The organism is Desulfurococcaceae archaeon MEX13E-LK6-19 (genome assembly GCA_029637525.1).
GTDB lineage: Archaea > Thermoproteota > Thermoprotei_A > Sulfolobales > Desulfurococcaceae > MEX13ELK6-19.
Genome location: CP072660.1, coordinates 1,840,619 through 1,863,095, shown reverse-complemented (window position 1 = coordinate 1,863,095; position 22,477 = coordinate 1,840,619). Strand labels below are relative to the sequence as shown.

General features: G+C 39.5%; 24 protein-coding genes. 12 read left to right on the top strand and 12 right to left on the bottom strand.

The window, feature by feature from the left end; translation table 11 throughout:
- Positions 1 to 86: 86 nt before the first annotated feature.
- Together J4526_09515 and J4526_09510 are read right to left on the bottom strand one after the other, a co-directional pair.
- Entirely contained in the window at positions 87 to 1,121 is a 1,035-nt protein-coding gene (locus tag J4526_09515) for an MBL fold metallo-hydrolase (GenBank protein ID WFO75283.1), read from the bottom strand.
- A gap of 81 nt (positions 1,122 to 1,202) precedes the next feature.
- The gene (locus tag J4526_09510) at positions 1,203 to 1,964 is read right to left on the bottom strand and encodes a CopG family transcriptional regulator (GenBank protein WFO75282.1); all 762 of its coding nucleotides are present in this window, start codon (positions 1,962 to 1,964) and stop codon (positions 1,203 to 1,205) included.
- A 146-nt stretch (positions 1,965 to 2,110) separates the two neighbouring features.
- Between J4526_09510 and J4526_09505 the strand changes: the two genes are divergently transcribed.
- The gene (locus tag J4526_09505; protein WFO75281.1) at positions 2,111 to 2,974 is read left to right on the top strand and encodes a TatD family hydrolase; all 864 of its coding nucleotides are present in this window, start codon (positions 2,111 to 2,113) and stop codon (positions 2,972 to 2,974) included.
- Between the two features lie 37 nt (positions 2,975 to 3,011).
- On the opposite strand, the gene J4526_09500 is transcribed toward J4526_09505, so the two are convergent.
- Complete coding sequence (locus J4526_09500; GenBank protein WFO75280.1) at positions 3,012 to 3,209, bottom strand: hypothetical protein; 198 nt, start codon at positions 3,207 to 3,209, stop codon at positions 3,012 to 3,014.
- A 308-nt stretch (positions 3,210 to 3,517) separates the two neighbouring features.
- On the opposite strand from J4526_09500, the gene J4526_09495 reads away from it, so the two are divergent.
- Together J4526_09495 and J4526_09490 are read left to right on the top strand one after the other, a co-directional pair.
- Positions 3,518 to 4,516: an AIR synthase family protein gene (locus tag J4526_09495; protein WFO75279.1), complete on the top strand. Its 999-nt coding sequence runs from the start codon at positions 3,518 to 3,520 to the stop codon at positions 4,514 to 4,516.
- Between the two features lie 94 nt (positions 4,517 to 4,610).
- Positions 4,611 to 5,132, top strand: a complete 522-nt coding sequence (locus J4526_09490; GenBank protein WFO75278.1) for a hypothetical protein — start codon at positions 4,611 to 4,613, stop codon at positions 5,130 to 5,132.
- A 138-nt stretch (positions 5,133 to 5,270) separates the two neighbouring features.
- On the opposite strand, the gene J4526_09485 is transcribed toward J4526_09490, so the two are convergent.
- Complete coding sequence (locus J4526_09485; protein WFO75277.1) at positions 5,271 to 5,999, bottom strand: hypothetical protein; 729 nt, start codon at positions 5,997 to 5,999, stop codon at positions 5,271 to 5,273.
- Between the two features lie 240 nt (positions 6,000 to 6,239).
- On the opposite strand from J4526_09485, the gene J4526_09480 reads away from it, so the two are divergent.
- Positions 6,240 to 7,589, top strand: a complete 1,350-nt coding sequence (locus J4526_09480) for a GTPase (GenBank protein ID WFO75276.1) — start codon at positions 6,240 to 6,242, stop codon at positions 7,587 to 7,589.
- Between the two features lie 172 nt (positions 7,590 to 7,761).
- Positions 7,762 to 8,115: a hypothetical protein gene (locus tag J4526_09475; GenBank protein ID WFO75275.1), complete on the top strand. Its 354-nt coding sequence runs from the start codon at positions 7,762 to 7,764 to the stop codon at positions 8,113 to 8,115.
- 13 nt (positions 8,116 to 8,128) lie between these two features.
- Here the strand turns inward: J4526_09475 and J4526_09470 are convergent, their stop codons facing one another.
- Positions 8,129 to 9,550 carry an ATP-binding protein gene (locus J4526_09470; protein ID WFO75274.1) on the bottom strand — a complete coding sequence of 474 codons (1,422 nt, stop codon included), beginning with the start codon at positions 9,548 to 9,550 and terminating at the stop codon, positions 8,129 to 8,131.
- A gap of 250 nt (positions 9,551 to 9,800) precedes the next feature.
- Here J4526_09470 and J4526_09465 point away from each other — a divergent pair, with 250 nt between their 5' ends.
- The gene (locus J4526_09465; protein ID WFO76404.1) at positions 9,801 to 10,085 is read left to right on the top strand and encodes a hypothetical protein; all 285 of its coding nucleotides are present in this window, start codon (positions 9,801 to 9,803) and stop codon (positions 10,083 to 10,085) included.
- Positions 10,086 to 10,168: 83 nt separating this feature from the next.
- Here J4526_09465 and J4526_09460 read toward each other — a convergent pair whose 3' ends face one another.
- Positions 10,169 to 11,497, bottom strand: coding sequence for an NADP-dependent malic enzyme (locus J4526_09460; protein ID WFO75273.1), 1,329 nt, complete (start codon positions 11,495 to 11,497; stop codon positions 10,169 to 10,171).
- Complete coding sequence (locus tag J4526_09455; protein ID WFO75272.1) at positions 11,494 to 12,435, bottom strand: hypothetical protein; 942 nt, start codon at positions 12,433 to 12,435, stop codon at positions 11,494 to 11,496. The genes J4526_09460 and J4526_09455 overlap by 4 nt, the downstream gene beginning before the upstream one ends.
- 450 nt (positions 12,436 to 12,885) lie before the next feature.
- Between J4526_09455 and J4526_09450 the strand changes: the two genes are divergently transcribed.
- On the top strand, positions 12,886 to 13,605 hold the full coding sequence (locus J4526_09450) for a GTP cyclohydrolase IIa (GenBank protein WFO75271.1): 720 nt from the start codon (positions 12,886 to 12,888) through the stop codon (positions 13,603 to 13,605).
- On the opposite strand, the gene J4526_09445 is transcribed toward J4526_09450, so the two are convergent.
- Both J4526_09445 and J4526_09440 read right to left on the bottom strand, forming a co-directional pair.
- On the bottom strand, positions 13,553 to 14,860 hold the full coding sequence (locus tag J4526_09445) for a hypothetical protein (protein ID WFO75270.1): 1,308 nt from the start codon (positions 14,858 to 14,860) through the stop codon (positions 13,553 to 13,555). The two genes, J4526_09450 and J4526_09445, sit on opposite strands and share 53 nt — an antisense overlap.
- Positions 14,861 to 14,880: 20 nt before the next feature.
- Positions 14,881 to 15,141 (bottom strand): hypothetical protein, encoded by a 261-nt coding sequence (locus J4526_09440; protein ID WFO75269.1) that lies wholly within the window; start codon positions 15,139 to 15,141, stop codon positions 14,881 to 14,883.
- Between the two features lie 184 nt (positions 15,142 to 15,325).
- On the opposite strand from J4526_09440, the gene J4526_09435 reads away from it, so the two are divergent.
- Positions 15,326 to 16,429: a tryptophan--tRNA ligase gene (locus J4526_09435; GenBank protein WFO75268.1), complete on the top strand. Its 1,104-nt coding sequence runs from the start codon at positions 15,326 to 15,328 to the stop codon at positions 16,427 to 16,429.
- Here J4526_09435 and J4526_09430 read toward each other — a convergent pair.
- Complete coding sequence (locus J4526_09430) at positions 16,419 to 17,156, bottom strand: 5-formyltetrahydrofolate cyclo-ligase (protein WFO75267.1); 738 nt, start codon at positions 17,154 to 17,156, stop codon at positions 16,419 to 16,421. The two genes, J4526_09435 and J4526_09430, sit on opposite strands and share 11 nt — an antisense overlap.
- 64 nt (positions 17,157 to 17,220) lie before the next feature.
- On the opposite strand from J4526_09430, the gene J4526_09425 reads away from it, so the two are divergent.
- From J4526_09425 to J4526_09415, 3 genes are all read left to right on the top strand, one after another.
- A complete protein-coding gene (locus tag J4526_09425; protein WFO76403.1) occupies positions 17,221 to 17,889 on the top strand; it encodes an orotidine 5'-phosphate decarboxylase in 669 nt (222 codons plus the stop codon).
- Between the two features lie 126 nt (positions 17,890 to 18,015).
- Positions 18,016 to 19,245 (top strand): glycosyltransferase family 2 protein, encoded by a 1,230-nt coding sequence (locus tag J4526_09420; GenBank protein ID WFO75266.1) that lies wholly within the window; start codon positions 18,016 to 18,018, stop codon positions 19,243 to 19,245.
- Between the two features lie 68 nt (positions 19,246 to 19,313).
- Entirely contained in the window at positions 19,314 to 20,402 is a 1,089-nt protein-coding gene (locus J4526_09415) for a polyprenyl synthetase family protein (GenBank protein WFO75265.1), read from the top strand.
- A 10-nt stretch (positions 20,403 to 20,412) separates the two neighbouring features.
- On the opposite strand, the gene J4526_09410 is transcribed toward J4526_09415, so the two are convergent.
- Positions 20,413 to 20,760 carry a DUF5320 domain-containing protein gene (locus J4526_09410; protein WFO75264.1) on the bottom strand — a complete coding sequence of 116 codons (348 nt, stop codon included), beginning with the start codon at positions 20,758 to 20,760 and terminating at the stop codon, positions 20,413 to 20,415.
- Positions 20,761 to 20,879: 119 nt separating this feature from the next.
- Between J4526_09410 and J4526_09405 the strand changes: the two genes are divergently transcribed.
- Positions 20,880 to 21,149, top strand: coding sequence for a DUF504 domain-containing protein (locus tag J4526_09405; protein ID WFO75263.1), 270 nt, complete (start codon positions 20,880 to 20,882; stop codon positions 21,147 to 21,149).
- Positions 21,150 to 21,192: 43 nt separating this feature from the next.
- Here the strand turns inward: J4526_09405 and J4526_09400 are convergent, their stop codons facing one another.
- A complete protein-coding gene (locus tag J4526_09400) occupies positions 21,193 to 22,467 on the bottom strand; it encodes a Glu/Leu/Phe/Val dehydrogenase (protein WFO75262.1) in 1,275 nt (424 codons plus the stop codon).
- Positions 22,468 to 22,477 lie beyond the last annotated feature (10 nt).

Here is a 22,477-nt window from a genome sequence, read left to right as displayed (position 1 = left end):
GTATAAGGTATTGTTTTGAGTAGTAATAAATTTGGTTTTACTAGGTGAGTATAATTCTTCTTTAGATAAGCTATTTGGTTATGATTCTATGGTAATACTATTGCTGGTATTTTTAGTCTCTTGGACACTTCGTTGGCGAACTCGTATGCGTAGCTCTCTCTTGAATTGTCCACTATGAGAACCTTTGGCTGAGCTTTCTCTACATACTCAAGTAATTCATTGAAATCAGCGTGAGAACTATAGGCTATAAGCCATGTATTTCTGTCAATCTTTTTTATCGGTTTATCGAACTCCCATCCAGATAAGACAATGTTAACTCCTTTATCGAGGTTTCTTCTCGAAGCAGTCATCATGTGCTGGAATAAAATGTATCTTCCAGTTCTTTTTATCTCCATGGCTTCTCTGGTATTTGAATTGTAGAAATTGTCTATTTCGTATCCATATTTCACAGCGATTTTTGTTATCCTATAGATTTTAGGAGGCATTATAAATGGTTCTTTTATACCTTTGTTTCTAAGTAGCACCATTACTTCTTGGAGTTTACCATAGTATCCATAGATCCTTACTGGTTCATCTCTACTTAATCCGTCTAAAACAGCGTCTACTATATAGTCTTCAACCTCGTCTTTGAATTCACGTATAGTCTTTGGGCTACCATAAGTTGCTTCTATAACTAAGATATCTAGATCCTTCATGACGGGAGTGTTTTTTATGCGGAAATCGCCTGTATAACCAAGCCTATACCCGTTTGTCTCGACAAGTACTTGTGCTGAGCCTAGAATATGGTTTGAATACAATAGAGTAAGTTTTTCTCCATTAATATTTATTTCTTGGTTGTAATCTAGGGGAACAGCTTTCTGCTTAAATAAGACACGATACGTAGTATTTAGTCTACATAGTTCGAGTATCAATTCTATCGTGGCAGGCGTGGCAATGACCATTGATGAATACTGGAGACTCTCTTCCAAGCCAATTAAATGATCGCTGTGAGCATGAGTAATCACTCTAACAGGCCTCTTCTCGGGCCCATCAACAGCAAAGTTTTTACCTAAGAGGATTGCTCCACGTTTGGTGATGTCAACTATGTTGGTTAATCCTTTGGTTATACTAAGTTTCTGCAAGTCGCTTCCTCCACGTGTTATCTGCTGGTTGTTTCATCTACACTCTTACTATGGTTAGGATATTAGAAGTTGCTTAAACTATTATTCTTCAATAAGTTCTCTTGAGGTAGGTTTCCATTTTCTTTCAGTTGAATCAAAGTATATGAGACCACTTTCTCGTAGTTTTTCAAAGAGTCTGTACTCTATTTTTGATAAATACATCTTTATTTGTTCATCGTTATTAGTAGTTATTTCCTCGAATAGTTTTCTCTTAAACTTCTCCCAGAAGTCTTTGTCAATGGCTATTCTTTCCCCAACGGCTTCAATTACCTTGGCTCCCCCTCTTCTCAAATAAAGGAAGAAGCTATCACGGTCCCTTAATCTTTGTAGTTCGCTTTCAAATAATACACCTTGCTCTTTTAGTCTTTCGAGACCAGTTTTTCTCCTTGCTTCATGTCTCACTGCTGGTTGTGGTTGTACTGGTGGTTTCTCGAGTTTTTCTTCAATATTCTTGATTACTTGCTCTATTCTTTCCACTCTCTCGACAAGCTCACTATACTTCCTGGCTAGGTCATCTATTTTCGCGGTAAATGGGTTAATCATGTCAGTTATTTTCCTCATGACTTTACGCTCTATTTTTGTTAGATCAATGTTTTTGGTAAGCTCCTCTATTTCACTAATACGTTTCTCTATCTCCTCGATACGAGAAGGGGTTACTTCAAACCCTAGTTCCTTCATGAGTATTGCTTTAATATAATCAGCGAGTAAGGTATAGCCTTCTGCTTTGCTTCGTTCTCTTAATGCTATGTATAGTTCTTCGGGTATCTTTATTATCAATACTCTTTCCTTCTTCTCTCTGCTCAAATTATGCACCTTCAACAAATACTATCTCTAGCCAAGTCATATATAATAATCTCCGGTACCTAGGTAGACACTGGATGATGAAGGCTGTACTCACGGATGAGTGAAGACGCCTTTAAGTACTGACATAAATTCAGGGTTGGTGTACTATGGCTAAACTAGTATTTGCTGATGGTCATTGTCACTCTAATCCTGTTAGTGGTATGGGTGCTAGAGCTATTGCACGTAGGTTTAAGAAGAATGGTGGCTGGTTTATTGCACTCGTTAGTCTACCGCCCTATCATTATGGATTCAAAGGAGGTACCTTAGACGATTACGTTAAAGCCTTTGAGATAGTTATTAGGGAGGCTAAGTATATTCGTGAAGAAGGTCTTGAGGCAAGGGTTTTTCTTGGATTTCACCCAGCTGAAGTAGATGAGTACTTTAAGCGTGGCATGGGTATTGAGGAAATTATTTCTCTTGCCTACAAGGTTCTAGAGAAGATAGTGGAGCTACATAGAAAAGGTCTTGTTGATGGAATAGGTGAGGTAGGCCGACAACACTATAGTACAGCACCCAATAGGTTTGTTGCAAGCGAGTTAATAATGCTGAAAGCACTTGAGTTGGCAAGAGATAATGATATGCTTGTCCATTTACACCTAGAACAAGGAGGGTATGCTACAGTAGAATCAATAGATAAACTAATTCAATTAGTAAGGATAGGGAAGGATAAGGTTTTTCTCCACCATAGTAGCGTTAACGAGAACATATGGGCTGACAGAAAAGGCTTATGGCATACAGTGCCGGGTAAGTACAAGACTTTAAAGAAAGTGTTTCAGCAAAAAACAACAGAGAAAATGATCCCGGAGTCGGATTTCATAGATGACCCAAGGAGGCCCGGTGTATCCTCTTATCCATGGGATATAGTTGATAATCAGTTAAAACTGCTTGAAGAACAAGTGGTTGATGAAGAGACATTATTTAAGATAAATGTGGATAATGTTGTGAAAGCATATCATACTAATTACCCGTAACGTGATCTAGAGAAAACCCGTGCTCCCAGGATACAGTTTAGTGTTTTTGGTATATCAGCTTCTTATCATAGAGTTCTCTAGCGGATTTCCCGAGCTCATGCACGTAGATTTTCCCTTTTCCCTCACAGATTTTGTTAAAGAACTCGTTGGCAAGCATTATTGCCTCCTCTTCGTTTAAAGCATGTAGCACTATGTCCAAGCACTTAGTTATTTTTATACGATAAATGCTATGCATTACTTCTGTACCCTATAGTTAGGATAAAGGTTTCCTGGCGGTATAAATGGTTAAATGCGCTATTTGTGAGAGAAAAGAAGCAGTCCATAAATGTAGGCTCTGTGGTAGACCCGTTTGTGACGATGACTATGATCAATCTACTGGTCTTTGTAGTGTATGTACTGCTACTAAGTGTGAAATCTGTGGTAAATACCCGGCTATAGGCTATTGTATGATTTGTGGTCGTGTGGGTTGTGAGGATTGTTTAATACAGGTCACTCTGGTTTCTTATGTCTGTAAAGAGTGTATGAGAAAGGGGTTGTATAAAATTGAAACTGGGGGAAGGAAAGCCTCCGCGAGAAATACTTGAAAACATTGTATACAAGCATTTTAGCGAATTATTTGATCCTGATGTAGTTCAGGGACCTGCTTTTGGTGAAGATGCGGGAGTAGTTAGAATGGGCGATGGTTTCCTCGTATCACATACTGATCCTATTACGACTGCATCACGGTTCTCGGGGTGGCTTTCTATTCATATAGCCAGTAATGATGTTGCTGTACGTGGGGCTAGACCGAGATGGCTGCTTACTACAATACTGTTGAAACCAGGAACTGATAGTAGTGAGCTCGAGGAAATTATTATCCAGATGAAGAAAGCGGCTAGTTCAATAAATACGGTAATCATAGGTGGGCACACCGAAGTCACGCCGGGTATTCCAAGGACAATTATAGTTACCACAGCAATAGGCTACACGAGAAAACGAGTTATAAGAACATGCGATGCTAGACCCGGAGACTTAATTCTAGTGGCTGGTCCTGTAGGTGGAGAAGGAGCAAGCGTTATTGCATGGGATTTCCCGGATAAGCTGAGAGACAAGGGTGTTAGCGAAGAGATTATCGTGAAAGCCCGCGATTATGTATGGCGGGTAAGTGTTGTCGATAAAGCTCTCGCTATAAGGGATTATGTATCGTCAATGCATGACCCTACTGAAGGAGGCATATTGGAAGGACTGCTTGAGACAGCCATAGCTAGCAATACTACGATAAGAGTTTATGTAGATAAAGTAAAAGTTGATGATGTAGTTGAAGCTGTTACGAAGCCGCTAGGCATTAATCCATTGAAGTTATTGAGTAGTGGTGCATTGATAGCCACTGTTCCAAGAAACAATGTCAGGGATGTCACGAGTATTCTTGAAAGCAAGAAAATACCGTACAGTATCTGTGGCGAAGTATTGAGAGGTGAGCCTGTTCTCGAAGTTATTGAGGGTAGTAGAAAGACTGTTGTAAAGGAAGCTATTGTTGATGAAATATACAAGCTGTGGAGTTAAGGTAATCGAGAAAAATACTTCTTTAGCAACAGATTTTTATTGTGTAGCAGTTATGAATCATAAGTTAGCTTAAGAGTTATTGAGGGGGAAGACTATGGCTAAGCTAAAAGAATTAATCGATGCTGCTGTAACAGTACTTGATGCTTTGAATACTAGGATAGAGAATAATGTGATTTCGCAAGCAGCTACGTTAAAACCCCAGATAGTTAGTTTGGCGAAGAGAATACAGGACTTGATATCATTGGTGAAGAAAACACTTCTTGCTGTAGAGAAGGCATACGGTGATATTGAGTCCCCTAAAACTATTGTTGTGGAACCTCTCTGGAGCATAAGTGTGCTTGATGATAGGCTAGTTATTACTAGACATAAACCAAAAACAATTACATTGTCTTATAGCAAGTCTGAGGAAACTGTTGTTGTTCGTGCAAAAGATTATTCTGTAGAGCTAAGAAGCGGTGTCGTGAAAATGGGAAGGCTTGTTCTGAAACTAGAGGTAGACCCTGCTGATGCTGATGAGCTTGCCGCGAAACAGAATGATATAAAATACGTACTCAAAGAAGTTATTCCTGAAGTAGAGCTAATGAGTATTGCTGCAGAAAAGAAGTTTGCAAAATAAAAACCAATTAAGGTATTTTCCTTTTACGTGAATAGAAACTAAGTGGTTTTCCGGGAAAGCTACTTTTGTTTATTTAAAAACTCTTTAGTTTTAGTTCTTGATGAAATATTTTATTGGCAAAATGTTTTGGCTCTAGCTCTAGACTAGGTCTTTGACTTCGCTCTTCTTTTTCTTGTCTAGACTATCAATACCTGTTCCCAAGCTCGATTCGAGTAGTTCTTTCTCTGCAGATTCTTTTGTTGAGAGAGATAGTGTTGTTGGTAGGTCTGGGAATGCTTCTTTGATCTTTTGTTCTGCTGCAATACGGGCTGCTTCGAAGATCTTCTTCGCTTCTTGGCTGAGTGATATACTTGTCTCGCCTCCTAGGTCTACACCTGTTGCTGCGAGTACAGTGCTTAAGTCATTTGCAGCCATTGTTAGCTCGATCCATATGTCAGGGGCGATGCCGCGTAGTAGTGATCCAGCGTCTTTAATGATGCTTACCACTGGGGCGATGTCTCCGAATGCTTGGCCGAGTATCATTATTGTTTCTAGTCTTAGGCTGGCTTGTTCTAGTACATATTCGACCATTAATAGCTGCTTGGCAATTTTCCTTATTTCGGCTACCTCGTTTACATACATTTTAGCGTGAACTTCATCTCTCTTGATGAGGGCTTCAACAGCTTTCTCGAAGAGCTCTTTGTCTTTCTCATTAAGTCTATCAATATAGGCTTTGACTCTGCTTAGAGCTGATTTTATTCTGTAGTGGGCAGTTATAGCCTTCTTTGCAAGAGGCTCGTTATCTGGTTTTAGGAAACTCCTTATTTTATCGGCAATTGTCGGCTGGTTTGATCCATACCAATTCTTCATATAAGACTTAGGATCCATTAATCCTACACCTTAGCCCATAGTCCTGTTTACACGATTGTCTTTAGATTAAATTTAAAGGGTAGGGCTCGTGAAATAACGTGGGATAGTATTAAAGAAGTTTATGGATAGTGCTTGGTATGAGTAGTTGAATAATACTATGGTCGCATTATTGGTATACTTAGTGCTATAATTTATTAACTATAAGGCTAATACATTTATTTGTCAAGTATAAAATACTCTTTGATCAGGGTGTCTGTTTTGGTTGAACCAAGGAAAATCGTTATTATAGGTGCAGGTGGAAGAGATTTTCATAACTTTAATGTAGTATACAGGGATAACCCAAATTACCGTGTAGTAGCGTTTCTTGCAACACAAATACCTGGTATTACTGGAAAACGTTATCCGGCAAGTCTTGCAGGGAAGTTGTATCCTAATGGTATACCTATTATGTCACTTGACCTCCTAGAGGATGTTATAACAAGATATGGTGTTGAAGAAGCTGTTCTAAGTTTTAGTGACTTAACATATGATGATGTAGGTCATATATTGAGTCGTGTATTAGCGGCTGGAGCAAGCTTCAAGATTCTAGGTCCAGTCGAGACAATGATTGAGTCAAGTAAGCCGGTGATAGCAGTAGTTGCTGTCCGTACAGGTGCCGGTAAGAGCAGTGTTTCACGTGAAGTAGTAAGGTACTTGATATCGAAGAATTATCGCGTAGGAATAGTAAGACATCCAATGGCTTACGGTGATCTAGAAAAAATGGCTATACAGAAATTCACTTCATACGAGGATCTAGACAAATATCAAGCCACTATCGAGGAGAGAGAAGAATACGAGCACTACATAAAAATGGGGCTAACGGTTTACGCTGGTGTAGACTATGGTAAACTGTTAGAAATTGTTGAAAAAGAAAACGATATCATATTATGGGATGGAGGAAACAATGACTGGCCATTCTATAAACCAGACTACATGATAACAGTAGCAGATGCGATGAGACCCGGGCATGAAGTAGGCAGTTTCCCTGGAGAAGTAAATACTAGGCTAGCCGACGCGGTCATAATAAATAAAGTTGATCAAGCCAGGAAGGAAGACATAGATAAAATCATAGCCAATATAAAGAAAGTTAATCCAAGAGCAAAGATAAGCCTTGCAGAAAGTGTTGTTGAAGTTGATGCACCGGAAGTTATTGAAGGAAAGAAGGTTGTTGTAATAGAGGACTCGCCCACGGTGACACATGGAGGACTACCGTATGCAGCAGGATATGTCGCAGCAAAGAAGTATGGTGCAGCCGAAATAATTGACCCCAGACCCTATGCTGTAGGGATAATTAAGGAACTCTACGAAAAGTACCCGCACATGGGCCCTGTACTACCAAGCACAGGCTATAGTCCAGAACAACTAAGAGACCTCGAGGAAACATTAAAGAAAATACCAGCGGACGCCATAGTACTTGGTACACCTAGCGATATAACAAGACTAATTACTGTAGAAAAACCAGTTACCCGGGTATCATTTAGAGTAAAGATTGTTGAAGGTCCAACGATAGAAGAGCTAGTAGAAGAATTCTTAGAAAAAGGCAGGAGGAAACTCGAATCAAGTGAGTAAGCTTTTTTCAACTAATTTACATTTCTTAAGAATCTAACTATTTTATGGTTAGGTTTATATTTTAGGTGAAAGATGTCTTTAAGAGGTATCTCTCACCCGTCATACTACACAACGTTACACATAAAAAACTCGTCTAAAGCATTCATTAGCAGAAAACAGAAGGTGGGTGAAAATGGTTACAGCCAAAGAGAGGTTTGCTTGGAAAAAACTTCGTGAAAAATATGGTGTTATAGGAGAGGTCGCTGGCAGATATGTTGCGGCAGGTTATAGTGTATCAAAAGATGTAAAAGTTGGAGACGTAGTTTTCGATCTTGTGGCGTCGAAAGAAGGTAAAAAATTAGCCATAAAAGTATTCTACGAGACGAAGACAATAAGTGGAGACGAGATAGAAGCTTATGCTAAAGCAGCTGAAAAAATAAACGCAAAACCCATAGTAATACTCTATGGTGGCGGGCCTAGAGTATCTGAGGATGCCCTGGAGAAAATTAGGGATCTTGATGTGGGATTAAGGAGAATAAGACCTTAAAGACAATATTGTTTTAGATCTCTGTTTCTCTAGCTATAAACGATATAGTCATTCCCTGTAGTTTATCTACATACCATCTCAAGTACTCTTGGATTCGCTTTCTCTCTCCCTCATTTATGTTAAATTTCTTGTAGGCCCATTCAACAGCTTCTTTAGATAACGTATTCCCTCCTGATTTGCTTGCAGCAAGTCTTATCAAAGCATCTATTTCAGCATGGCTAAACCACTTGGTCTTAGATACAATGTCTTCAACAACTTCACTGCTTGCTGAGATACCATACTTCTTGAGTAGTACGTCTACTGCTTTTCTACGTGATTCTCTATCGGGGTAGCCCATTAGTATGACAATGTCTATCCTACCTGGTCTAAGGAGTGCTGGATCAATGAGTTCTGGAGCATTGCTTGTCATTATTGTGAATGGTCTTCTCTCGTCTTGTAGTATATTAAGGAAAATTGATACCTCGGCAATGCTTACCTCATGGACAGCTATATGCCTACCTGTTATGAACTCGGCGTCATCAATTATTACTGTGACATCTCTTCTATCTCTTAGCTTACTGAATATTGACGAGAGTATTCTTTCTGTGGCACCATACCACATTGATCTATAAGTGCTTGGAGTGAGTTTGACTACTTTTGTCTCGAGAGCACTGGCTATTGCTTCAGCTAAACTACTTTTACCGACACCTGGAGGACCAATTATTATTGTTCCTCTTGGTGCATAGGCTTGTCTGTCTTTATAGGGTTTAACTATTATTGTCTCGATTTCTTCTCTGATCTTATCTGGGAAATCGTTTATACTCCATGAAGGTTTCTTCAGGGGTATAGTGAATTGATGAGTTTCAATGCCATCACTGTACTCGACAATAATTTCATGTGTTGTAAATGCTGGTGCAACTATCATGCTTATATGTGGTTTACTTTTTAGCTCAATGACGTATTTCTCCGGGTATAAGCTATCTTGTAGTCCTTTTATTATTAATAGAGAGTTCTTTACAACATATTCCAGATCATCCTTCAATCTACTCTCTATAAGCTTAAATGTCTCCTTCGGGTCAACAGCTTCTTTTGACGCTATTATTGTTATGACAAATGGTCTTATAGGCGTGTTAACCCATTTTTCAATCATGTCATCACTATAGGTAAAAGAGGCTGTTACTAGGAAAGACTCGTCCTTACTTAACCCGTAGACAAGTGCAGCTATAGGCATGGTTTTCCCTAGCTTCGCTACCATTTTAGGGAAATGCATTAATGATAGAACACTTAGCGAGAAACCCACTTCCTCGGGAACAACAGGTTTCGTGTGAGTTCTCAAGAGGATCCTCTTACTTGTTATCCTGTGTTCCTCCCTGTATTCCTCTATGACCATTTTAAAGTATGGTATCAATGTTCTAACAACGGTATATGTATGATAACCATCTCTGATTTTTCTCAACGGTATGAAGACTGTTTTTGTTCTCCTCGATATACTGCTCCACAGTATTTTCCCGACGACTCTTCTCCTTATCCTCGACAGTGTTGCATCACCCGTTGAAGCCTATGGAACATCTTATACATGCTTATACACTAACTCCTACTTAACTGATAGATAACACTTATTATTAGGCTTCTATGCTAATTCTCCTCAGCGAACCCCTTCACTGGGGGCGGTGTTTGTGGAGAATAAAAAGGATGAGACACCAGATATATCCCAATATATTATATGTAGGAGTGATTGTCCTCCGCGTTTTCTTGAAGCACTTGCCATGAATGGGCTTGTTGACCGTGTTGAGGTTATTGATTGTGATAAAAAGAGGTTTAAGAAATTACGTGTCATACTTATTGATGGCACGAGTGTTGAAAGTCAGTGCAGGTTCGAGGAAGAAATCACTACTTCTCTCAGAATAATAGCTAGCTATATTGGGTTGCTGAGACTTAAGAAAATGAAGGAGAAAATAAGGATAATTAAGGAGGCTAAAAAAGAAGAGTAACAGATTAAGCAATGATGAATGGTATTACCTGTGACCAGACCGGGATGAACTGCCCCCGTCACTGAGCCTGTACTTATTTTCTTTTAAAAGAACTTCTTCGTATGATCTATTATGAGCATGTTGTTAATAGCTATGTTGAGATACTTTTTCGGGCGTTCAATAAGAGTCTTTATTTCTTCTTCGAGTTCCGTAGTTGATGGTTTTCTTCTTGCTACTCCTTCTTCTATAGCTTTTTGTGCTACTGCTAGTGCTTCCTTGATGTATGCCCCGGTTTCATTCATACTTGGTATTATGTAGTCTTCCGAGAGCCCTTTTTCCTCAGCATACTTGGCTAGTGCTTCTGCTGCCGCGAGTGCCATGCCGTCTGTTATCTTCTTCGCCATGACTGTTAGTGCTCCACGGAAAACAGCTGGGAACCCGAGGCTATTATTGACTTGGTTGGGGAAATCGCTTCTACCTGTTGCTACGATCTTTGCACCGGCTTCTTTTGCTTCCCAGGGCCATATTTCTGGTACCGGGTTGGCTAATGCGAATACTATTGGGTCTGACGCCATTGTTTTAACCCACTCCTTTTTAATGACTCCTGGGCCGGGTTTTGATATAGCTATGACTACATCGCTACCCTTCATAGCCTCTGGGATGCCGCCAGTTATTTTCTCGGGGTTACTGTTCTTTGCTATCCATTTCTTGTGTTGATTTCTCGGGGAGTCGAGATCTGGTCTTCCATCATATATTATGCCCTTGCTGTCGGTGACGATTATGTTTTGTGGTTTTGCGCCAGCGAGAAGCAGATAGTGGTGGATCCTGTATCCGCCTGCACCAGCCCCGATTATAGCTATCTTGACTTCACTGATCTTTTTGCCAACAAGCTTCAATGCATTAAATAGCGCGGCAAGTGTTACCAGCGCTGTCCCCTGTTGGTCATCATGCCATACAGGTATGTTAAGGATTTCACGTAGTTTATCAAGTATGTAAAAACACTTGGGGCTCTCGATATCCTCTAAATTCACGCCACCGAAGCTCGGCTCAAGAAGTTTCACTATCTCAATAAACTTATCGGGATCCTTTGTCGCCAGCGCAAGTGGTACAGCATCAACACCGCCAAGGTACTTGAATAATAGTGCTTTACCCTCCATTACGGGGAGCCCTGCTTCAGGCCCGATATCGCCTAGACCCAGAATACGTGTTCCATCAGTTACTACTGCTACAGTATTCCATCTCCATGTATACATGAAGCTTTTATCGGGATCTCTATGGATTTCGCGTGACGGACCTGCTACTCCCGGGGTATACCATACGCTAAAGTGGTCTCTGGTTTCAACGGGTACTTTAGGGAAAACTTCTAGTTTACCACGATAGATCTCGTGGAGTTTAATACTTATCTCATAATAATTCTTCTTCTCCCCACTCATGGTGCCTCACCAAGTTTCTTCATTATATTAAGAAAAACATTGAGAACATGTCTAGCTGCTTTATCTAAAAGATTCTTTTCTTCATCATTAAGCAAATGAGGTAGACCCTGTACTCCAGCACCAGATATTATTGCGGGCATACTTACGAAGACCTTATAGCCATTAATACTGTATGGCAACCCTATACTCTCTACTATATCGAGGCCCGCTAGTCCCATTACTATTCTCGTGAATACCTCGGTTGGACCAAATATGGTGGCGCCAGCGGCATCAATAACTTGTTTGGCTATCTTCTCTACGTAGTCTCTGGCCCGAATAATGAATTCATCGTATTTCTCGCCTAGGTATTCTCGTGCATGCACTCCCCTTATGAACAATAGTGATTCTGCAATACCTTGTACAACGCCATGGCTACCAATAACAAACCCACTAACTTCATCAAGAGAAGTATTCGTCTCCCTAGCGATAAACCATCGGAGCCGTGCTGAATCCAAACTACATCCACTACTATACACATAGCTAGATCTATTGTAGTAGAGAAACAGGCTCGCCATTACATCGACAGGATTAGTTATTATAACATACTTAGCGCCAGGATTACGTTCCCCAACAGCTAACGCTATATCACGTATAATATTGGCGTTGGCTTCGGCTAATTCTTCACGTGTCATGGGCACACCTGGTATCCTAGGCTTTCCAGCGGTAACGAGTATGAGATCCATATTCGATAAATCACTAGGATCACTGGAATAATTGATCACAACTTCTCTCCTCAAAGACCCAAGGGCATGTTTTAAATCTTCACTAACACCCCATACAACATCTTTTCTTATATCAACAAGATAAAGCTCTTTAACCATCCCCGAGACCAGAATACGGTAAGCAAGAACAGATCCAAGCCTACCGGTCCCAACTATACCAACTTTAAGACGAGTCAACTAATCACCATAATATACTTTATACAAAAAATCTAATAAAACAATACCTACTTTACCGAATAAAGCTACTAGCTAAAGAAAAACCATCTCTTAAACCTATTTTAAACCCACCTTATACTAGTATTAGCATGCTACTTTAATAATGAAGAAACCTGTATTCCATTAATAGTAATGTAGTTTATATCAGGTAAAAGATGTTTGTATCTCAATTATGTCTTGCAGTTTTGATCTTGTATTACTTCATTTACATCCTTCTAATTATTGTGAACCATATGGTTTCAACAATTGTTTTGATTTCTATTAGGTAATTCACCTATGTTAGTTTTCCGAACTCTTAATTATGTAGGAGTACGAGAAATGATTGAGTAGTGTGGTCGGGATTTATGTCTCTAGGTATTGTCTGTAGTTTATAATGATTGAATGTTGACTGTCACGGGGATGTAGTAGGCTATGCCGAGGATTACTGTCGTCTCGCTGGAGGGTATAGGGAAATGGATTTCGTCTGTGGGGTTTGAAGAAGAAGACATTATACAGCTCCAGCAATCCCTGATATACACGATGCTTCACCAGATCTTTAGAAAGCATGGAGGTTTTGTGTTACCGGTTAGTTATAATAATTTTATTGTGCTCTCAAACGGTATCTCAAGAGATGTACACGAGGAGATACATAGTTTTCTATCCGAACAAATACCTTTCAAGATAAGACTTGTATCTGTTATACACCCATATCCCTTTACAGCACAATTAAAAGCTTCATCAATACTAAACGAGACAACCATGTCATTCTATTACGAAAACGGGGACGAGGACCCTAATGTAGTGCTTTTCCTTGATGTAAGTGGTTTCATTAAAGCTCTAGAGATAACATTCTTTGAATCATACATAAACATCATGGAGATCTATAGCCATATGCTAAGCATTATAACTAGGTATGGTGGACTAGCTTGTTATCTTGGTGGAAGTATAATCCTAGGAGTTATGCCAATGGATACATACAAGAGAATAATGGATGTTCTCCCAGACTATATCAGGGCAGGAATAGGTATATCAATGAGGCCAAGGAAAGCTGTTGGTCTCGCGAGAAAAGCGTTATACGAGCTCAAGCAAAAGACGAGTACTACTGATAAGTATCTTGTATACGTCGACGATAGTATTCCAAAGCAAAAGTAGTTGTACCCAATACTGTGAATACAACCCCTAGTAAAATCTTATTGTATTCATCTTCTTCCTCTACAATACTGCCTTGGTTTGGAGGCATAAATGATGCATTTCCATTGAAACTAGTAAAACCTGGAGACGGGTACGTGGTAGTTATAGTGCCTGTATTGCTACCAGTATTATTGCTAGTGAATGTTTGTGTAAACTGTGGTGATGTAGTAGTTGTTACACTGGTAATTTCGTTGTCGAATTCTATTACTGGAGCAATAGTTTCTTCAACTATATGTCCGCCATGATCATTTACTGTAACATGTATGTATACATTATTTGCTTGAATACATGATTTGAAAACACCGCCGAAATCTATGAAAGAATAGGATAGCTTAACTATTTTTGTCCTATTAACTATTTTTTCTTCTTCTACACGTAGTATTATTGATCTAGTATTGTATGTGAGTTTTGAAGAGACAGTAGTGTAATTAGTGTTAAGACCATCGGTTACGTGTACGATTACAACTATGCTGACGTAGTTTATTTTAGTATAATATTTCACGAGGGCGTCGATACTAGTTATTGCTGGAGGATGTCTATCAATTATGATATGTGTGATAGAAGGTGCTTTAACAAGTTTTTCGGTGACAGCACCGTTATACTGAGCCACAACTTTATAGAATGGGTCTGCATCTTGTTGTTGTAGCCAATCGCTAGAGACTATAGGGATCCCTTTTAAAGTCATGTTTATAGATAAAGATGTATTGTTGGTATAACCTTCATATATAAGCTCGTTACCATAAAATAGTTTAACCAAAGCATTTAATGGATTAGCGTATTCGTCTGAAACACTAAGCATTATGGCTGAGTACTCTGGCTTAGTATCGAGTGTTATCATTGGTACTTCTACATGTCCTGTTGAGTTTATGGTTAGAGGATAAGATTTTAACAATGGTATATTGTATATGGGGAGAAACACATTGACATAGATTTCACGTCCAATGTATTTTTGTGGTACAATTATTTCTGTTGAGCCGTTTGTATCGGTTGTATTTTTCCCAATTATGCAGTAGGGACATCTGTCGAGAACATCATAGCTTAATACAACAAGTATATTGCTTGCTGGCTCGGAATCAGGATAGACAATACTTATCTTAACTATAGCATAGTCTTGGGCTTCAGTAGTCTCGATATGAAGCTGTATTATTAATACTACAAGTAACATTATAATGAATTTACTTGTTACTTCTTGGTAGAATGCTGTACGTGATTTCATGCGCAATTCACAAATAAATACTATGCAGGTGATCTATTAAATTGCTTGCCTGTTTTACTACTTAGTTCATCGAGGCTTCTTACAAGATACATGTCTGTAGTCCATCTCTCTACATATCCTAGCCTTGCCATCATGGATAGTATTTTTCCTGCAGTTCTAGGTGTTACACAGAGATCTCTAGCGATCTCGTGTAATCTAACGAATCGTTTGTGGTTAAAAACAAGTTTAAGATAAAGTTTCTTTAGATCAATTTTTACACTCATAGTATTTGTGGTAGACATAATAGCACCCATTGATTATAAGAGTGGGTTTAAAAAATGTAATAAGGAATCAAAATAAGTGAAGAAATGAGATGATGAGTCCTAGTCCACACAGATAGGTGAAGAGGGGATCTCCGGCTCTGATCCACGAGAAACCTATATATTGTTGTATGAAAGCAAATAGGCTATACTGGTGATGCCTTATTTGGCGCAAAAACTTGATCCATGGGGCCACTTCGCTATAGAAAAATATGAGAAACTGTTTTCGCAGTTTGGTATAAATCCTATAGACGAAAAGATCCTTGAGAAACTGCCTGTCAAACATAAGTTTTTCAGGAGAAAAATAATTTTTGGACATAGAGACTATGATAAATGGCTTGATGCCCTAAATAAAGGAGAGAAAGTGGCGATACTGACAGGGTTTATGCCAAGTGGTCATGTTCATCTAGGGCATTTCATGTTATTCCAGGAACTAAAGTATTACCAGGATCTTGGCGTGAGTATTAACATCGCTATAGCTGATGCAGAGGCTTACGCTGTCCGCAGGATTCCCCGCAAAAAATTGTTTGAATACGCTAGAGAATATATCAAATACTCTCTTGCAGCAGGCCTTGACCCCAAGAAAACAAGGTATTATTTCCAGACAAATAACAGCACGGCATACTATAGGCTTATACAGATGTTCTCGAGAAAAATAACTATGGCCGAAATGGAAGCTATTTATGGTGAACTTGAGCCAGCTAAAGTTATGGCTGCTTTAACGCAGGCATCCGATATTCTTCATCTACAACTTCCAGAATACGGTGGTTACAAGTACGTCTTAGTACCAGTAGGAGTCGACCAGGATCCCCATATAAGACTTACAAGGGATCTAGCCGACAGATTTGAAAATGAACTAGGGCTAAGAAGACCTTCATCAACATACCATAAGTTCATAAGAGGGCTCGACGGAAATAAAATGAGTAGCTCTAAACCCGATTATGCGATATTCTTGTCTGACGATAAGGATACTGTATACAAAAAAGTAATGAACGCCTTGACTGGAGGAAGAGCAACAGCTGAAGAACAAAAACGTCTTGGCGGAGAACCAGAGAAATGTACTGTATACGAGCTCTACATGTATTATCTAACAGAAGACGATGACGAGCTTTACGATATATACAGTAGGTGTCGTGGAGGAAAACTCTTGTGTGGCGAGTGCAAGAGGAAGGCTGCTAGAAAACTCATTGAGATACTTGAAAAAGTTAATGAGAAAGCACGAGAATATGAAGGCATCATAGACGATATAGTAGAATTCCCTAAGTTTTAACCTTCTTTTGCTGAATAATAGATCTAAGTTCTTTTAAAGGAGGAAGCTCTTTCTTCTCGCCCAGGATCTCCCATATTATCCCTTTTGGTTTCGGCGGACGTGGCTCGAATTTAATTATTTTTGTTGGCGTTGCGACAACATCTACAGTGAGATCATGGGGTTCACGCGGTATATTATCTACTAACTGGAGATCATGAATTGTTGTTACAACTAATGTATCGTCATCAATAACACCTAGTTCACGGAGTATAGCGTACTCAAGCTCCGCGTAACCACCACCCTTTCCTAGCCTAGCTCCTTTCTTATCTACTGCGACACATCCCGTCACAACGAGATCTATCATAGGTATCTCGTTTAAACTCAAAATTTTACCATAAACAAATGCCCCTTTGATCGTTGATGCATAAACAAGTTTACTAGGAGGTATCTGCTGCGGATCCAAGAGAATGAATCCCTTCTTAAGCCTAGGAGACGCCATTACAACCTTTTTCCCTTCGAGAAGAGCACGTGCTCTCAAAGGCTTTTGTGGGCTATCTGGATTAGCTTTTATAACACTTGCTTTCCTCCATATACTCATCCTAGCTATTTTCTCAGCAGCCTTCTCAGCACCTACAAAATTAGGTATACGCCCATAGACGGGGCGAGGAAACAGAGCTACATTCTTTTCCTCGAGAAGTCTCCATATTCTCTCTCTAATTTCCTGTTTAATCTTCTTTATATCGTCCAACACCAAGCACCCTAAAACCAATATAGATGGAAGGTGAAAGAGTTTCCTTGGGTGCTATATGGGGATGCTAGACAATAAGCGTTTTCTCCAAGTAGCTCTCGATACTCCTGATCTAGGTGAAGCTCTTCGTATAGCATCTCTATTGTCAACGAATATTGGTTGTGAAAACCTCATTATAGAAGCTGGTACGCCATTGATAAAGTCTTGGGGAGGAATAGCTGTTGAAATGCTGAAGAAGACTACAGAATGTATAGTTTTCGCCGACACAAAAACAGTTGACGTTGGCGGTCTTGAGTCAAGAATAGTATTTGACAGAGGAGCCGATATAGTAAGTCTTCTTGGTGTAGCTGATAATTCAACAATTCAAGAGGCTGTAAGTGAAGCAGAAAAAAGAGGTAAGCTTGTTGCAGTTGATTTAATTGGTGTTAGCAACACTGTTGAGAGGACATCTGAGCTTATTGACCTTGGTGTCAATATAATTATTTATCATGTTGGTATTGATGTCCAGAAAAAGAGAGGAATTACAGTGGATAAATTACTTGATGAAATAAAAACTATTATTCAAAAAACCAAAAAGAAGGATGTGAAATATGCTGTTGCAGGCGGGTTAAAGCCCGGCAGAGTGGGTGTATTCAAGGATATAGGTGTTGACATAGTTATTGTAGGTTCAGCAATAACAAAGTCTTCTGATCCAGTAGATGTCGCTAAAAGAATAATTAATGAATTTGTGTAAGCAGTTTTTCAAATATTTTCGATGCTGTGTATGTTAAAGAAGCCCATAATAGGTGATGTTAACTTTTATTTTTCACAACCGTTTAAAAATAAAATAACTGGAGTACTGGTTTAGGGATAAAGAAAGTTGATAGAATTACTAGCAACATCTATCATACTCACAGTCTACCTATTGTCAATAACACGTAGTATAATCAGTATCATCGGGATACTAACCAACGTCTATTATAAGGTATGGCACAGTGAAGATATTGGCTTACTCAATGGTGGTCAGCTGCCTAGGATTCTAGTAATACTACCTCTTTTTAGAGAGTCTGAATCGGATATTCAAACAACTCTTGAAAGCATATTTCGTCAGGATTACCCACATAACTTATTGAAAATAGTTATAGTCGTAGAGCAGGATGATGAAGCAACGCTTAAAAATGTTGTTAAAGTGATCAGCAGTTTTCCTCAAAGCAATAAAGGTAATATAAGTGTACTAATTAAGCCTGGTGTGAGGAAAGGTAAGGCAACGGCAGTTAATTATGTTTTAAATAATGTCAAGTTTGGCGATATAGTAGCTATATATGATGGAGGCGATGTTGTTTATGATAAACAACAATTCTTGAAAGCAGCGCTGAAAATTAATGAAGGCTATGATATCGTTGGTTCTCGTGTTTTTAGAACAGGAAAAGGGATTATCGGTAGACTTGTCTTCTTTGATACATTAATATGGATTAAGATAGGATTACCTAGTTTAGCTAAAATACTTAAGACACCGCTTGTCAGTGGGGAAGGATTATTTTTGAAACGGAGTTTTATTGAGAAAATAGGTGGTCTTCCTGAATCTCTTACCGAGGACGCGTTCTTAACTATATATGCGGAGAAACTTGGTGCAAAGATACATTTATTGTCTAGTGATGTTTATGAGGCTTCGCCAGCAAATATTTCAAGTCTTGTGAGACAGAGATTGCGATGGTATAGAGGTCATATAGATTGTTTTCTTTACGTCATTAAGTCTAAAGGAATTAGCTTCACTAGTAGGATAAAATTGTTGTTGACGTATTCTAATCCATTATTGATTGCATCTATAGCTTTAGCTTATATAGCATTATTTGTGATGTTAATGCTAAACATTTACAATATTGTCTTGCTTTTATCTTTCTTGATAGTGTTATCGACTTTGTCTGCACCACTATATATTCTCCCTGACATTGAACACAGACATCGCAAGCAATTACTGCTCCTTCCTATCTACTGGTTTTTCCTCGGCATAATAGCCTTCATAGCATTAACTCTACCGGCTAAAATAGGGTGGTATAAAACTGAGCGTAGACAGCATGTAGACTATAAATTCTTGCATGCAAAGATCTAAAAAATGATCAACCGTAATAATATTATAAGTCTATATAGTATTCTCCCTTGTAAAGAGTGTGATGCGTTATGAGGCCTGAGGAATTTCTTCAAAAAGCCAAAGCTATTACTGAAGAAGTTTTATCAAAAGAGTTTATGGATAAACTAAGTGAAGCGATAGGTATTCATGAGTATCTTAAAGAACTTGTTGATTATCCACGTGATTACACTCTTCGCGGCGGGAAGAGATTACGTGCAATGCTTATATTGGCTGGCTATTACAGTCTTGACCCAAGTTTGCCTATTGAACCCATTAAACACGTTATGGCTTCTATAGAGTTTCTCCAAAGCTATTTCCTAGCTCATGATGATATAATGGACCGTGATGTTGTGAGAAGAGGCGGTCCAACACTTCATGTAATGTATGAGAGGTATTGCCGAGAAAAAGGATTACTTGGCGATTGTATTCACTACGGAATTTCGCAAGCTATTCTAGCAGGGGACTACTTGGAAGCCCTAGCTGTGGGAATGCTTGCCTCAGCACCATTACCCCCTGAACGTGTAGTAAAACTTGTCCAGCGGTATGTATTGGGTCTAAGAACAGTGGCATACGGACAGTATCTTGATGTGTTATTTGCTTATATGAAGCTTAGAGATGTTAGAGAAGAGCATGTTCTCAAAGTCCATGAGCTGAAAACAGCATCCTATACGGTGGAAATGCCTCTCCATCTTGGTGCAATAGCTGCGGGAATAAATGATCCCAAGATTTATGAGCTTTATACACGTATGGCTAAACCCGCTGGTATAGCATTTCAGCTTAGAGACGATATAATAGGGCTTTATGGTGATCCAAGTGTTACTGGAAAACCTGTCGGTAGTGATGTAAAGGAGAAAAAGAAGACATTACTCATAATTAAAGCCTATGAGCTAGCTAGTAGTGATGACAAGAAGTTTCTCGAAGAAATATATGATCTAAAACAACCTGAAGAAATCAGCATCGATGATATAGAAAGGGTAAGAGCAATCGTTAAGGAAACAGGTAGCTTAGACTATAGTGAAGAAATAATAAAGAAATACTATGAAGAAGCCTTGAGTGTACTCGAAGAATCAAAAATACATGACAACGTTAAAGAACTACTTAAGTGGTTATTGAAAAAACTCGTTTACAGAGAAAAATAGTGATTGTAAGCTATTTTTCTTGATGATTATTTCTATTAATTATTGATTTAAGCTCCTTTATCCTTTCTTCAACACGTATAAGTTCTCTCTGAATTTCCGCTAGGTCTTCTTCTAAAAGCTTCTTGTACCCCTCTAAAAGCTTTAACTCATCTTCAGGAGTTTGTGGCGGTGGTATAGGTGGAAGTACATGTAGGTTTCTGTTGAATATTAATGCGGGTTTTCCATGTTCACTCATATTATTTGTACTCGGCAATTGGTTTTGTAAAAATGGCTGAAGCAACTGGTATGGTTGCGGTGAGGGAGCTAATAGTAGTGTTGGGTATCTTCGCAGGAATCTTAGCCACCAGTAATAATCCATTTGGTGAAACCTCGTAGATGCAATACTCTAATGTACTCATTAGATAGTAGTCGTAACTGTATTTTTAATAGTTTCTTTGGAAAAGTATTGTCTGTAGAGTCTAGTGGGATGGTGGTGATTTGACTAAAAAGAGAGGAGAAATCGAGGAATGGCTCAAGAGGATAAAGTGGGGAGGGCATCAGAGTGATTATATTGTATACATAAGATACCGTAGGAGCGGTGATAACACTGAAGAATTGAAACCTATTTTCGGCGATGAGATAGATGATGTTCGCAGAGGGTACATTGTTTCAGGAGGAGAATATATTCCATTTCACAGAGTCGAAGAAATTAGGACCAGAAATGGAAGGATAGTGTATAGTAGGAGGGGTGGGGGGTCTAAAAAATAGTATTACCCTAGGGGTTTAACTTTCTTACTTAAATAGTTTCTACTTAGATCCAGCCTCTAAGCTTCATAGCTCTTACTACTCTGTCTACTGCAATAGCGTATGCTGCTGCTCTCATTGGGTGGTCACTGTATTTCTTCTGCCATTCATCGAAGACGCGGTTGAAGTTGTGTGACATTATCTTGTCTAGTCTGCTTAGTGCTTCTTCGTCTGTTAGGTAGCAGCCCATTCTGTTGTGGCTCCACTCAATCCAGCTCATTGTTACGCCGCCAGCGTTTGCTAGGATGTCTGGTATAACTACTGCTCCTTTCTTGTGTAGTATGACGTCTGCCTCGGGTGTTGTTGGACCGTTTGCACCCTCGCTAATCACTTTAGCCTTTATCCTGTCGGCGTTCTTCTCAGTAATGACGTTCTCGATGGCAGCTGGTATGAGGATGTCTACGTCTAGCTCTAGTAGTTCCTCGTTTGATATCTTTCTCTCAACGTCGGGATAGTTGATGACGCTGCCAGTCTTGTCCTTGATCTCGAATAGTTTCTCTACGTCTAGTCCTTTAGAGTTGTAGATACCGCCTTTACTGTCGCTTACAGCGACTATTTTTGCACCCCACTCAGCAAGATATTTTGCTGCAAACCTACCGACGTTACCGAATCCTTGTATTGCAACAGTCTTGCCTTCAACTCCTCCGAGCACTCTCTTTGCAGCCTCTCTTGCACATAATGCTACACCGTAGCCTGTACTCACTACTCTTGCGTAGAGTCCACCTAGCTCTGGAGGCTTGGCTGTTACAACACCCCATGCGTTGTAGCCCACGATCTTGGAGTATTCGTCGAAGTACCAAGCCATTGTCTGTGGGTTAGTATAGACGTCGGGAGCCGGTATGTCAACGTCTGGCCCAACATCTTTTGCTATTGCTGCAAAGTATTTCCTTGATAGTTCTTCTAGTTCTCTGGGACTAAGTTTCTTGGGATCTACTCTAACTCCTCCTTTGCCTCCACCATAGGGTATTCCTGCGAGACTGTTCTTCCAGGTCATCCACATACTTAGGGCAACTACTTCACCGGGTCTTACATCTGGGTGATATCTTATACCACCCTTGTATGGACCTAATGCACTGTTGTGCTGGCTTCTCCAGCCAAGGAATACAGCAATTTTACCATTGTCAAGCTTGACAGGGATCTTGACCTGTATAAGTTTCTCTGGATGCCTTAGAACCTCGACGATCTCATCGGGCAAGCCTAGGAGTGCAGCGGCATCTTTTAGTTGTTTAACAGCCATCTGATATGTAGGATCGTTTTCATAAAGTAAGGGTGTTACGGACATAATCAACTCG